Source organism: Ruegeria sp. C6 (assembly GCF_056537625.1).
Genome location: NZ_JBQFRW010000005.1, coordinates 182202 through 195722, shown reverse-complemented (window position 1 = coordinate 195722; position 13521 = coordinate 182202). Strand labels below are relative to the sequence as shown.

12 protein-coding genes are annotated in these 13521 nt (G+C 59.9%); 9 read left to right on the top strand and 3 right to left on the bottom strand.

The features are described 5' to 3' along the window. The first annotated feature begins 259 nt into the window (after positions 1–259). The 6 genes from ACR0MJ_RS16550 to ACR0MJ_RS16525 all read left to right on the top strand — a co-directional run bounded on the left by ACR0MJ_RS16550 (position 260) and on the right by ACR0MJ_RS16525 (position 7756). A complete protein-coding gene (locus ACR0MJ_RS16550; RefSeq protein ID WP_480761865.1) occupies positions 260–1024 on the top strand; it encodes a uracil-DNA glycosylase in 765 nt (254 codons plus the stop codon). Beyond that, complete coding sequence (locus tag ACR0MJ_RS16545) at positions 1021–1620, top strand: metallophosphoesterase family protein (RefSeq protein WP_170395679.1); 600 nt, start codon at positions 1021–1023, stop codon at positions 1618–1620. The genes ACR0MJ_RS16550 and ACR0MJ_RS16545 overlap by 4 nt, the downstream gene beginning before the upstream one ends. Beyond that, positions 1617–2237 (top strand): LysE family translocator, encoded by a 621-nt coding sequence (locus ACR0MJ_RS16540; RefSeq protein WP_170664006.1) that lies wholly within the window; start codon positions 1617–1619, stop codon positions 2235–2237. Before ACR0MJ_RS16545 ends, ACR0MJ_RS16540 begins: the two co-directional genes overlap by 4 nt. A gap of 6 nt (positions 2238–2243) precedes the next feature. After that, entirely contained in the window at positions 2244–2786 is a 543-nt protein-coding gene (moaB, locus tag ACR0MJ_RS16535; protein WP_170408382.1) for a molybdenum cofactor biosynthesis protein B, read from the top strand. Between the two features lie 105 nt (positions 2787–2891). After that, the gene (locus ACR0MJ_RS16530; RefSeq protein ID WP_480761789.1) at positions 2892–4349 is read left to right on the top strand and encodes an efflux RND transporter periplasmic adaptor subunit; all 1458 of its coding nucleotides are present in this window, start codon (positions 2892–2894) and stop codon (positions 4347–4349) included. A 5-nt stretch (positions 4350–4354) separates the two neighbouring features. Further along, positions 4355–7756, top strand: a complete 3402-nt coding sequence (locus tag ACR0MJ_RS16525) for an efflux RND transporter permease subunit (protein WP_480761787.1) — start codon at positions 4355–4357, stop codon at positions 7754–7756. Here ACR0MJ_RS16525 and ACR0MJ_RS16520 read toward each other — a convergent pair. Further along, entirely contained in the window at positions 7753–8172 is a 420-nt protein-coding gene (locus ACR0MJ_RS16520; protein WP_480761786.1) for an NUDIX hydrolase, read from the bottom strand. The two genes, ACR0MJ_RS16525 and ACR0MJ_RS16520, sit on opposite strands and share 4 nt — an antisense overlap. A gap of 4 nt (positions 8173–8176) precedes the next feature. Next, on the bottom strand, positions 8177–8989 hold the full coding sequence (locus tag ACR0MJ_RS16515; RefSeq protein ID WP_480761784.1) for a protein-disulfide reductase DsbD domain-containing protein: 813 nt from the start codon (positions 8987–8989) through the stop codon (positions 8177–8179). Between the two features lie 148 nt (positions 8990–9137). On the opposite strand from ACR0MJ_RS16515, the gene ACR0MJ_RS16510 reads away from it, so the two are divergent. After that, the gene (locus ACR0MJ_RS16510) at positions 9138–9692 is read left to right on the top strand and encodes a YqgE/AlgH family protein (RefSeq protein WP_170395693.1); all 555 of its coding nucleotides are present in this window, start codon (positions 9138–9140) and stop codon (positions 9690–9692) included. Here the strand turns inward: ACR0MJ_RS16510 and ACR0MJ_RS16505 are convergent. Continuing rightward, positions 9689–10636 (bottom strand): L-threonylcarbamoyladenylate synthase, encoded by a 948-nt coding sequence (locus ACR0MJ_RS16505; protein WP_480761783.1) that lies wholly within the window; start codon positions 10634–10636, stop codon positions 9689–9691. The two genes, ACR0MJ_RS16510 and ACR0MJ_RS16505, sit on opposite strands and share 4 nt — an antisense overlap. 132 nt (positions 10637–10768) lie before the next feature. Here ACR0MJ_RS16505 and ACR0MJ_RS16500 point away from each other — a divergent pair, with 132 nt between their 5' ends. Continuing rightward, positions 10769–12472, top strand: a complete 1704-nt coding sequence (locus tag ACR0MJ_RS16500; protein ID WP_480761780.1) for an acyl-CoA dehydrogenase family protein — start codon at positions 10769–10771, stop codon at positions 12470–12472. After that, entirely contained in the window at positions 12472–13518 is a 1047-nt protein-coding gene (locus tag ACR0MJ_RS16495; protein WP_480761779.1) for an MBL fold metallo-hydrolase, read from the top strand. The genes ACR0MJ_RS16500 and ACR0MJ_RS16495 overlap by 1 nt, the downstream gene beginning before the upstream one ends. The last annotated feature ends 3 nt before the right edge of the window (positions 13519–13521 follow it).

Below are 13521 nucleotides of genomic sequence, written 5' to 3'. Positions count from 1 at the left end.
GCGGGATACAGCGACCATCAAAGCTGCAGCGTTGGCCTGCGGGGCAGCAACTGCGCCCGCATTGCAACTGTCCGGCGCGGCATTGAGTATTCCGATCAAACAGCTGCGCACTCGCCGAACCGCCAGAGGTTGCCAGCAATAGAGCAATCAGAAGGAATCGCAGAAATGACAGCATGACCCTGCCATGGTCGGTGCGACCCTGTGCCATGGCAAGGTCTATTCGCTTTCCCTCGGTCAAAAGCTGGTTAGATTGAGGGTTATGGAATCGGATTTGGACCATCATACCGCGCGGGCGCTGCTGGAATGGCAGATCGAGCTGGGCGCAACCGAGGCGATCGGCGACGCGCCGGTGGATCGCTATGCGTTGCCGGACAAAGCGGCCAAGGCTAAGAAACCAGCTGCGGTTGAACCTGCGAAAAAACCAGAACCGGTCGATGCCGCAGCTGTTGCAAAACAGGCGGCGAAAACCGCTGGATCGCTCGTCGATTTGCGTGCGGCGATGGAGGCGTTTGATCTTTGCGACCTCAAACGCGGCGCGCGGCAGTTGGTGTTTGCCGATGGCACCCCCGGTGCACGGGTAATGATCATCGGCGAAGCGCCCGGCCGTGATGAGGATCGCGAAGGTAAGCCCTTTGTCGGGCGCGCTGGGCAATTGCTGGACCGGATGCTGGCCGCGATTGATCTGGATCGGCGCGAGAATGTCTACATTACCAACGTGTTGCCGTGGCGGCCCCCGCAGAATCGCGATCCCAAGCCGGAAGAGATTGGCATGATGAAGCCGTTTCTGGAGCGGCATGTGGCGTTGGCCAAGCCCGAGGTGCTGGTGGTGATGGGCAATATTAGCTGTCAGGCCTTGCTGGGCAAACGCGGTATCACGCGGCTGCGCGGGAAATGGGATCAGGCGCTGAACCTGCCGGTCATCCCGATGTTCCACCCGGCCTACCTGCTGCGTCAACCGCAGATGAAGCGACAGGCCTGGGCCGATCTGCTGGACCTGCAAGCACGGCTGAGAGGCGCGGGATGAGAGTTCTGGCGTTTTCCGATCTTCATATGGCGCGCAACCGGGCCGCTGATCTGGTGGTCGCCAGCGCCGAGGCTGATCTTGTCATCGGAGCGGGGGATTTTTGCAATGCGCGGCGGGGCCTGAAAGAAGCGATGCAGATGCTGTCGGGCATTGCAGCGCCGCTGATCCTGGTGCCGGGCAACGCTGAGAGCGCCGAGGAACTGACAGCCGCTGCGCCCGAAGGCGCGCATGTTCTGCACGGGACGGGCATGACATTGGATGGTCTGCGCCTGTTCGGGCTGGGCTACGGCGTGCCGGTGACGCCTTTTGGAGACTGGTCCTGCGATCTTACTGAAGCTGAAGCATCGGAACTGCTGGACCGGTGCGAGGCTGCGGATGTTCTGATCGCGCACTCTCCGCCAAAAGGATATGGGGATGTGACATCACAAGATGTGTCGGTCGGCTCGACCGCAGTTCGGGACGCGGTTGAACGCATCCAGCCCGATTTTGTCTTTTGCGGTCATATCCACGACAGTTGGGGATACCGCGGCATGCTCGGGCGGTCTCAGATCGCCAATCTGGGCCCAAAACCACATTGGTTCGAGGTAACAACGTGATCGAGACAGTGACATTGATGGCCTTCATCCCAGCCGCACTGGTGCTGAATTTCACACCCGGCGCTGACATGATGTTCTGTTTCGGGCAAGGGTTACGGTCTGGGTCACGCCCAGCGATGATGGCCAGCCTCGGTGTTTCGACGGGTCTGATGGTGCAAGTTTTGCTGGCGGGGCTTGGACTTGGGGCGTTGGTATCAGCCGTGCCTTGGCTGTTTGACGTTATCCGGTGGATGGGCGTTGCTTATCTGTTGGTTCTTGCATGGGGCGCAATCCGGAAAGGGGCAGTGTCGGACGATGCAGCAATCAAGCCTGCTCATTTCGCGTTTCGCGAGGGGTTGCTGGTGAACCTGACCAATCCCAAGGTCATTCTGTTTGTTTTGGCCTTTATCCCTCAGTTCGTGGACCCAGCAAACGGCCCGGTTCTGCTGCAATTCCTAACCTTTGGTGCAATTATCACCTTGGGCAGCATTCTAGTGAATGGGATGGTCGGTATCTTTGCGGGCGGAGCAGGGCGCATTTTGATCTCAAACCCACGCGCTTCACGTATCATTGGATGGGTCACGGGCGGGATATTCGCGGCTCTTGCCATCCGGCTTGCCATTATGGAAAGGGCTTGACGACATATGTCGCGCATTGACGAAAGCATTGAGTTCATCCCCGTCCGTATTGCGGTTCTGACCGTGTCGGATACACGCTCACTGGACGACGACCGCTCGGGCCAGACGCTTGTCGACCGGATCGAAACGGCTGGACATTCAGTGGCGGACCGCAAGATCATTCAGGACGAACGCGCCCAGATTGCCGAGCAATTGCGCAGTTGGATTGCGGATCCTGAAATCGACGTCGTGATCTCGACCGGCGGCACAGGTCTGACGGGTCGCGATGTTACAGTCGAGGCGCACCGGGACGTTTATGAAAAAGAGATCGAAGCGTTTGGCACCGTTTTCACCATCGTGTCCATGGAAAAGATAGGTACTTCTGCCGTGCAGTCCCGCGCCACAGGCGGAGTTGCAGGCGGAACCTATCTGTTTGCGTTGCCGGGCAGCCCGGGTGCCTGCAAAGACGCTTGGGATGCGATTCTGGAGAAACAGTTCGATTATCGCCACCGGCCCTGTAATTTCGTTGAAATAATGCCCAGATTGGACGAACACCTGCGACGGAAGTAGACTGGTTCTGCGTTTAACGGATCATAACCGCTTTGTGGCTTGGCATTTTTTGCGACCCGGCTACCTTTGCGGAAGGCAGCATGTGCGACCAAAGGTGAGTGACCGATGCGATTTCTGCGGCAAAGCCTTGTTGGGGTGTTCCTGGCGTTTCTGACGCTGGGCCTGCTGATCGTTGCCGCACAGATGATCTCGGGCGCGGTGCAGGATGTGCTGACGCGGGACAATCAGGCACCTGAGGCGCGGGAACGCATATTCGCCGTTACCGTACGAACCGCCGAGCCGGAAACCGTCACTCCTTATCTGGAAGCGTTTGGCCAGATTCAAAGCCGCCGCCGGTTAGAGCTGCGCGCGGCCTTGGGTGGGCGCGTTGTATCACTGGCCGAAGATTTTGAAGATGGCGGTACCGTAACGGCGGGAGAATTGCTGGTCGAACTGGACCCAGCCGATATGCAATCAGCTCTGGACCGTGCCAAATCCGATCTTCTGGATGCCCAGTTTGAAGAGCGCGACGCCGAACGCTCGCTGCTGTTGGCGCAGGATGAGTTGAAATCAGCCGAGGCACAGGCCGAACTGCGTGACCGGGCATTGCAGCGCCAGCAGGACCTGCAGACGCGAGGTGTCGGGGCTGCTGCAAGCGTCGAAGAAGCGGAACTGGCCGCAACATCGGCTCATCAGGCAGTTCTCGCGCGCAGGATCGCTCTGGCGCAGGCCGAATCCCGTGTGGATCAGGCAACAACCCTGTTTGCGCGGGCTCGTATCGCGTTGGAAGGGGCCGAGCGTGACCTGGAGGATATGACGATCCATGCCGGGTTTGATGGGACGCTGACCGAGGTCACTTTGGTTGAAGGCCGCTTGGTCGCGGCCAACGAAAAGCTGGCCGAACTCGTCGACCCCAATGCGCTTGAGGTCGCGTTTCGGGTTTCCACCGCGCAATTCGTGCGGTTGCTGAACGCGCAGGGTGATCTGATCTCGGCCCCGGTGACTGTATCGCTTGAGGTCACTGGGACCGATCTCACTGCCACCGGCCGGATCAGTCGCGATAGCGGCGCGGCGGGTGAAGGGCAAACCGGGCGTCTCATCTATGCGCGTCTCGACGACGCGCCGGGATTCAAGCCGGGGGATTTTGTCACCGTTTCGATTGAAGAACAGCCGCTCGATAATGTGGTCCGTCTGCCATCCTCGGTTCTGGACGCCACGGGCAACGTGCTTGTTCTCGGCCCCGATGACCGGCTGGAATCGTTGGCTGTGCAATTGATCCGTCGTCAGGGCGACGAGGTGCTTTTGCGTGGTGAAGGCCTGGAAGGCCGCGAGGTTGTGATTGGCCGGACGCCTCTGCTGGGTTCGGGTGTACGTGTGCGGCCCCTACGGATTGAGGCGAACGCTGAAACTGATCCGGGCATGGTCGAGCTTTCGGACGAAAAGCGCGCTCAACTTGTGGCCCAGGTCGAGGCCAGTGATGCGATGTCACAACAAGACAAAGCCCAAGTATTGGGCCAGTTGAGCGAGGCCAAAGTGCCCGCCACCCTAATACGCCGTCTTGATGACAACCGGGCTGGGGGCTAAGCGCCATGATCCGCGACATTCCCAACGCGGCGGGCGGTATCCTCAGCTATTTCACCCGGCACCGGACTGCGGCCAATCTGTTGCTGCTGATCATGCTGGTGCTGGGGGCCGCCGCGATCCCCAACATGCGGGCGCAGTTCTTTCCTGATGTGATTCTCGAACGCGTCGATGTGAACGTTCAATGGGACGGCGCAGGCCCCGAGGATGTCGACAATGGCATCATCCAATTGCTGGAACCTGCGCTTTTGGCGGTTGAGGGCGTTGCCAGCACGGAATCAACTTCTCGGGAGGGAACGGCGCAGGTCAGGCTGGAGTTTGAGCCGAACTGGGACATGTCTCGCGCGGTTGAGGAGGTCCGGACCGCCGTCGATAGCGTCACCAACCTGCCCGAAGACGCCGAGGAACCAACCATCAGGCGCGGCGCTTGGCGGGATCGTGTCACGGATGTGGTCATAACAGGGCCCATCGAAGCTGAACAACTGGCCAAATTCACCGATGAATTGATAAGCCGCCTGTTTGCGGTTGGTGTCACGCGGACAACGATCCGGGGACTGGCCGCGCCGCGCGTGGTGGTCGAAGTCCCCACCGCACAGTTGATCGCCAATGATATCTCGCTTTCGGATATTGCCGAGGCCATTGCGGCAGAAGTCACCGCGAACCCCGCGGGCGATGTCACAGGTGCCAATGCGCGTATTCGGACAGGTGTTGAGAAACGCACCCCGGAAGAGATCGAAGGCATCGCCCTGCGCAACTTTGCCGATGGCTCAAAGCTGGTTGTGGGCGATGTGGCTGAAATTCGGGTCGAAGGGGTCACGCGCAACCGCAGCTATTTCGTCGGTGACAATCCGGCGATGTCGATCCGCGTCGACCGGTCCAATTTGGGCGATGCCATCGGAATTCAGCGCGATGTCGAGGACGTCGTGGCCGAGATGCAGGCCAGCCTGCCCGAAGGTATCACGGTTGAGCTGATCCGCACCCGCGCACAAGCGATCACCGACCGACTGGATATTCTGGTCGACAATGGGCTGGTCGGGCTTGGGCTGGTGGTTTGTCTACTCTTCCTGTTTCTGAACGCCCGCATCGCTTTCTGGGTGGCTGCCGGTATTCCGGTGGCAATGTCTGCGGCGATTGCGCTGATGTATCTGGGCGGGTTGTCGCTGAACATGGTGTCTCTGTTCGGTTTGATTATTACCTTGGGCATCGTGGTTGATGACGCCATCGTCGTGGGAGAGCACGCCGATTTCCGTGCCCGCCGTTTGGGCGAAGCGCCAATCGTAGCTGCAGAACGCGCTGCCCGCCGTATGGCGATGCCGGTGTTTGCTGCAACAGTGACCACGGTCATCGCCTTCTTTGGTCTCACCGCCATCGGTGGCCGCTTCGGAGAGCTGATCCGAGACATCCCGTTCACCGTTATCGCTGTCCTGATTGCCTCACTGATCGAATGCTTCCTGATCCTGCCGAACCATATGGCCCATGCCATCGCGCATTCGGCTAAGGAGCATTGGTATGACTGGCCCAACCGGGTTGTGAACAAGGGCTTCCGCTGGGTGCGCGACCACCTGTTCCGCCCGCTGGTCGCTTGGGTGGTCTGGGCACGGTATGTGGTTGTTGCACTGATGGTGGTGATACTGGCCAGCCAGATTGCTCTGTTCATTCGGGGCGATGTGAATTGGCGGTTCTTCAACGCACCGGAACGCGGCTCGGTCACTGGCAATTTCATCATGGTCGAAGGGGCGACGCGCGCTGAGACGCTGGAAATGATGCGCATGGTCCAGAAAGCCACGGAAGAACTGGGTCAGGTTTACGAAGAACGCCATGGCCGCAATCCAATCGAATACGTTCTAGCCGAGGTTGGCGGTTCGGCCGGATGGGGGCTGCGCGCGGCGGATGGCAAGGATGACGATCTACTGGGCGGCATCTCGATCGAGCTGATTGATGCCGACTTGCGCCCCTATTCCAGCTTTGAATTTGTGGGCGAGCTGCAGGATTTCGTGCCGCGCCACCCGAAGGTCGAGCTGCTTAGCTTCCGTGGTTGGCGTTCAGGGCCCGGTGGCGACGCGATTGACGTGCAGTTCTACGGTGCGGATGTGAACACGTTGAAATCTGCATCCGAGGACCTCCAGGCGGAACTCGCGAAATACCCGGAAGTTTCGGCGCTCGAGGATAACCTCGCCTATGACAAGGAAGAGTTCATTCTGGACCTCACCGCGCAGGGTCAGGCGCTGGGTTTCCGCATCGAAACACTGGGCCGCGTGTTGCGAAACCGGCTGAACGGGATTGAGGCCGCGACCTTCCCGGATGGTCCGCGTAGCACCGAGATTCGGATCGAACTGCCCGAGGGCGAACTGACTGCTGATTTCCTCGAACGCACATTGATGCGGACTCCGGATGGCGTTTATGTCCCGCTCGCCGATATCGTCTCGGTCGAGCGTAAATCGGGTTTCTCGACCGTCCGGCGCGAAAATGGTCTGCGGGTCATCTCGGTGAATGGTGATATTTCCGAGGACGACCCGGCGCAGGCTGCCGAAATCGCCCGCGCCATGCGCGAAGAGATATTGCCAAACATCGCCGCCGAACGGCAGGTCGAATGGCGCATGGCTGGCCTGAGTGAGCAGGAGGATGAATTCCTGTCCGAGGCCCGCACAGGCCTGATCCTGTGTCTGACCGGAATTTATCTGGTATTGGCTTGGGTCTTTGCCAGTTGGACAAGGCCCTTGGTGGTCATGGCGATCATTCCCTTTGGCCTCGTGGGCGCGATCTGGGGGCATTACCTGTGGGGCGTGCCGTTAAGCATGTTCACCGTCGTCGGCCTGTTGGGCATGACCGGGATCATCATCAACGACTCGATTGTTCTGGTGACCACAATCGACGGATACCGGAAAGAGCGCGGGTTGGTGCCGTCAATCGTAGAAGGTACGGCAGATCGTTTGCGGCCTGTGATGCTGACCACGCTGACCACGGTACTGGGGCTGACGCCCTTGATGTACGAAAGCTCGCAGCAGGCGCAGTTTTTGAAACCGACCGTGATCACACTGGTCTATGGGCTGGGCTTTGGCATGGCCCTGATCCTGCTGCTGGTGCCTGCGTTGCTGGCCATCCTGAACGACATCTCACGCCCGATGACATCGATGAGACGGGCCTTGCGCGCGCCGGACAGGGTGGTGCGCAATGCCGTGCGCGCAACGGGCGCAGCGTTGGCGATCTGGCTGGGGGCCTCGATGATCTGGCCCGTAGTGACAGGTGCGCCGTTGGCGCTGCTCTCGGGTCTCTACCCCGCCGCCGAAGGTCCAAGTGTGCTGCAAATGGGCTTTGGCGTTTTCGTAGCGGGTGCAACCGTGATCCTGCTGGTAGGTGTCGTGCTGTCCAGCGTGCTTTATGCACGCTTGTCGGATCGGGTCGAGGCTTAGTCCATCTCTAAAGCACGCCGCAAAAGATCGGGAACGCGGTCGCTCATTGGCAGGTCGCCGCTGGTGATCTGGTCCACCGGAAACCACTGAGCGTCCTGCGCGTCGTCTGCGGCGACAGGCGTGCCGGTTACATAGCGACACGCAACTCCGACCAGCAGGTAGTGCGCCCGGGTCTGCCCGCTATCATCGCGCAGCAAAAGGTCGAGATTGTCGAGATAGACCAAAGGCTCAGCAATCACACCGGTCTCTTCCCGCAGCTCGCGGGTGGCGGCGTCCAGAACCGTTTCACCCCATTCCACATGGCCGCCTGGAAAGCCCCACAACCCCTGATCGGGTTGCTTGCTGCGTTGCACCAAAAGTACCTGGCCATCGTGCAGCACGACAGCCAAGGCACCGATCTTTGGGTTCTGGCTCATCCGGTCAGCCTGCGCTGCATCCTTGGATATCGACAGCGTGGTTTGCCCCCAGAACCGTGATGCGCACTTCGGACCGATCCAGCGCAAATGGCCCGCCGGAGGCACCGATAATCTCCGAGCTTGCGATCAGGGTGTTGCCCTGACGGCGTGTATCGGGCTGCGATGCCCAGAGTGCCGGGTTTCCTGGTTCAATGACGGCGAATTCGGACCCGCCCGCTGAAGGCATGGTGATACGCGCCTCGATCCGCATTCCGTCTGCAGTGGGAGTCAATTGGCACGTCGCATCCGCCACGCCTGCTTCGCGTTCGGAAAACGGGCGCTGGGCGAGGGCTGCGGCGATGGCCGGATTGCGTGTAGCGTCGGCATCCATTGTGTGATCGAATTCCAACCGACCCGGCACGCAGACATCCTTACACACGCCCAAGTCCATCTCGCCGCGCAAACGCACGGGTTTGGCAGGGTTCTTAGGCGTGATTTCGACGGGCAGTACAAGTTGATCCTCATAACCGACCGAGCGCAGCCCGTTCTGATCAAACACATGCGGCGCGGGCCATGTGAAGGCTATGTCTGCAATATTGCGAGAGCCTTTCCAATCAAACTGTGGAGGAATGCCCGCATCGCCGGGTGCGCGCCAATAGGTCTTCCACCCGTCTTTGAGCTTTAGACGCAAGGCCCCCTGATAGGTACCTTCGGCGGTTTTGCCGCCGTCCAACACCTCAATCTGAACCAGATTATCAACCCCCTGCGCAGTGGCGGGGGCACCAAAACAAAGGCTGACGGCCAACACGGCTGCAGCAGATTTGCAAAGCGCTTTCATATGCAGAACATGCGCATTCCGGTCGGGATTGCCAAGTCACGTTCCGGTCACTTCTGTGAAATGCACGGAAATCCCGGCTGATCCCTTGCCATTCCCCGGTTCACAGGGTCATTCTAGGGATATCCTATGGCGCAAGAGATATCTGCTGATGGACCTTACGGGAAAACTGTTGATTGCGATGCCCGGAATGGGCGACCCGCGATTCGAGCATTCGGTCGTCTATATCTGCAGCCATGGTGATGACGGCGCGATGGGATTGATCGTGAATAAGCCTTCGGACTTGCGGATCAAGACCTTGCTGGAACAGCTCAACATCCCGTGTCGGATACCCGTAATTGGCGAACGGCTGGTGCAGTTTGGCGGCCCGGTCGAGATGTCGCGTGGCTTTGTCCTGCATAGCGCAGATTACGAGGCGAATCTGCATTCAATGCAGATTTCCGAAGATTTCAGCATGACCGCAACGCTGGATGTGCTCGAGGATCTGGCCTCGGGCAAGGGGCCGCTGAATTCGATGCTGACTTTAGGTTATTCCGGCTGGGGGCCGGGTCAGTTGGAAGATGAGATCGCGATGAATGGTTGGTTAACGACTGATGCGTCGTCGAAACTGGTCTTTGATGTCCCTGATGACGAGAAATGGGAGGCGGCTTTGGCTACGCTTGGTGTTGATCCGCTGACCCTATCAGCCAGTGCAGGCCGCGCCTAATCGCGAGGGGCTGCTGCGCGGCGTAGACGGTCGTTGATGGCCGCACCTAATCCGTGATGGGGAATTGGTGATACGGCGATTGGCCGACCGGTATCGTTAAGTTTGTGAAGGGCGGCAAACAGGTTGGCGGCGGCCTCGGGCAGGTTGCAGGTGCTGGAGAGGTTCAGATCACAATCAACGGGGCCAAAACCCAGCAACACCTCGTCCCCCTGCCGTGACCGGGCGTTCAGCCGCACCGGCGCGTCCGGCGCGTAGTGGGATTGCAACTGCCCCGGCGCGGTAAGCAGATCGCCGGGTTGGTGGTGATGCAGTTCTGCCTTTAGAACCTCTTCGATTTGTTCCAATGCGACACCACCTGGACGCAACAGGGCAGGGGTGCCGGCCAGACCCACAATAGTGGACTCAAGCCCGACACCGCACGGCCCATCGTCCAGAACTGCGGCTATGCGTCCCTCCAGCCCCGCTCGGACATGGGCCGCCGTCGTTGGGCTGATCTGACCAGAGGGGTTGGCCGATGGGGCCGCCACAGGACCGTCAAAAGCGGCCAGTAAAGCCTGCGCTGTGGGATGCGCAGGCACACGAACGGCCAGAGTATCCAAGCCAGCTGTGACCAGCGACGAAATCCCGTGATCGGGGCGCAGAGGAAGAACCAGAGTTAACGGTCCGGGCCAGAAGGCATCAGCCAACAAATCAGCCTGATCGGTCCATTCGACGAAGCGTTTCGCGGTCTCGGTTGAGGCGACATGGGCGATCAGTGGGTTAAAACTGGGTCGCCCCTTGGCCTCATAGATCGCGGCCACAGCCTCGCCGTTCCGTGCATCGCCACCCAGTCCATAGACGGTCTCGGTCGGGAAAGCGACCAGCAGCCCCTGCCGCAACAGGTCAGAGGCCTTGGCGAGCCCGTCGGCGTTTGCTGGTAAGTCTTGAGTACCGAGAAGGGTCATGGATCGTGACGCCGCGTTTTGGTTGCTTGCAGTTCAGGTAACGGTAGGTAATCGTGCCAGCCCAGATGAATACCGGCGTGGGGCCGGGATTCCAACCCCACGCTGACAACTTGCCAGAACCAGAGGGAAACCATGCCCTATCGCGCCCCGATCTCAGACTATGAATTCCTGTTCCGCAACGTGATCGGCTTTGACCAGATCGCCGCGACCGAAAAGTTCTCGGAAGCCAGCAAGGATGTGGTCAGCGCCATTCTGACCGAAGCCGGGAAGATGTGCGAAGAAATCATGTCCCCGCTTCAGCGCCCCGGAGATCTGGAACCCGCGCGGCTGGAGAACGGCGTGCTGCGGACCTCTCCGGGCTATGCCGAGGGCTGGAGGGCGATTGCCGAAGGCGGCTGGATCGGGATGAGCGGCGATCCCGAATATGGCGGTATGGGTCTGCCCATGACCATGACCACTGCCGTGAATGAGATGATGAGCGCTGCTTGCCTGTCGCTGCAATTGGCCCCCTTGATGACCCAAGGCCAGATCGAAGCGTTGGAGCATCACGCGAGTGATGAGCTGAAAGCGCTCTATCTGCCCAAGATGATGGCGGGTGAATGGTCAGGCACCATGAACCTGACCGAACCGCAGGCCGGATCGGATGTGGGCGCGCTGACCTCGAAAGCCGAAGACAATGGCGACGGCACCTATTCGGTGACCGGGCAGAAGATCTATATCTCTTGGGGCGACAACGACTTTGCCGAGAATGTCTGCCATCTTGTTCTGGCCCGCCTGCCAGACGGTGTTCCGGGAACCAAAGGGATTTCACTGTTTCTGGTGCCGAAATACATCCCCGACGAGAACGGCAACCCCGGCGTGGCCAATGACCTCAAGGTGGTCTCGCTGGAACACAAGATGGGCCTGCACGGCTCGCCGACCTGCGTGATGCAATATGACGGGGCCAGAGGCTGGCTGGTCGGCAAGGAACATGGCGGGATGGCCGCGATGTTCACCATGATGAACAACGCGCGTTTGGGCGTTGGTGGCGAAGGTGTGGGCGTCGCCGAGGGCGCTTATCAACACGCGTTGGCCTATGCGTTGGAGCGTAAGCAGGGCAAGACGCCCTCGGGCACGATCATCGAGCATGCGGATGTGCGGCGGATGCTGATGTCGATGCGCGCGGATGTGTTTGCGGCGCGGGCGATCATGCTGGCCAATGCAGCTGCAATCGACATGGCGCAGGCCACGGGTGAGGCCGATTGGGCGGCACGTGCGGCGCTGCTGACGCCGATCTGCAAGGCTTTTGGCACCGAGACCGGCATGCGCGTTTCCGAGACCGGCGTTCAAGTGCATGGTGGCATGGGCTTCATCGAAGAAACTGGTGCTGCACAATATTATCGCGATGTCCGTGTGACCGCGATCTACGAGGGCACCAATGGTATTCAGGCCATGGACCTCGTAGCGCGCAAGATGATGGATGGGGGTGAGGCGGCCTCGAACCTTCTGGATGAGATCGAGGATCAAGCTGAGAAGGCGCGCGCCACGATGCCTGAACTTGCTGGTCCTGTTTGGGAAGCTTCCGAGTCGCTGCGGGAAGCGACGGAGTGGCTCGTTGCTCAATCGGATATGAACAACCGGTTTGCTGGCGCGGCTTCGTATCTAAAAGCGTTCGCGCGGGTTCTGGGCGGGCATTACCATTTGTCAGCGGCGCTGGCCGATCCCGATGGACCGCGCGCCAAGTTGGCACGTTTTTATATCAATGTGCTGCTGCCTGAACATACGGGCTTGCTTGCGCAGGCGCAGAACGGGGCGGATGACCTCTATGCCCTCAGCCCAGAGGAACTGGCGGTTTGATGGATGGCGAGGCTCCGCAAGTGATGCGATATCCGTGGGAGGAACCACCCGCTCCTGGCGAATGGGTCGAAGTTGCAGAAGGAGTTCTGTGGATCAGGCTGCCTTTGCCGATGGCGCTGGATCATGTGAATGTCTATGCATTGGATGATGGCGACGGTTGGACCATAGTCGACACAGGGCTTTCTTCAAAGAAAACACGGGGAATCTGGCAGACCCTGATGGAAGGGCCATTGGCTGGCAAACCCGTCCGTCGCGTTGTCGTGACTCATCACCATCCTGACCATGTCGGCAATGCGGGCTGGTTCCAGTCCGAGCATGGCGCGGAACTGGTCACCAGTCGTACCGCATGGTTGTTCGCGCGTATGCTGACGCTGGATGTGCAAGAGAATTGGCCGAAGGAAACGTTGGATTATTACCGCAGCGCGGGGATGGATCCGGACGTGCTGGCCGGTCGGATGGCCGAGCGTCCGTTCAACTTTGCCGACGCCGTGTACCCTATGCCGCTGGGATTTACCCGTGTCAAACAGGGCGACGTGATCCGCATGGGTGGCCGCGACTGGGATGTTCACATGGGCAACGGCCATGCGCCCGAGCATTGCACCTTCTGGAGCCGCGAGGACAATCTGGTGCTGACCGGCGATCAGATCCTCAGTTCGATCAGTTCCAACTTGGGCGTCTATGCCACCGAGCCGATGGCCGATCCGGTGGCCGACTGGTTGGAGGCTTGCGAACGCCTGCAACCGCTGGCCCGGCCCGATCATTTGGTTTTGGGCGGGCACAAACTGCCGTTCACCGGGTTGCCGATCCGCATGCGGCAGTTGATCGATAACCACCACGGCGCGCTGGAGCGTCTGCTGAACGATCTCGATCAACCCAAAACCGCCGCCGAGTGCTTTGCCCCGCTGTTCAAGCGCCAGATCAGGGGCGGGGAATACGGTCTCGCGCTGGTCGAGGCGGTTGCACATATGAACCATCTCTACCACATTGGAGCTGTCGCCCGGACGCGGCGCGCGGACGGAGCTTGGGAATATCAGCGCAAAGGGTAGAGC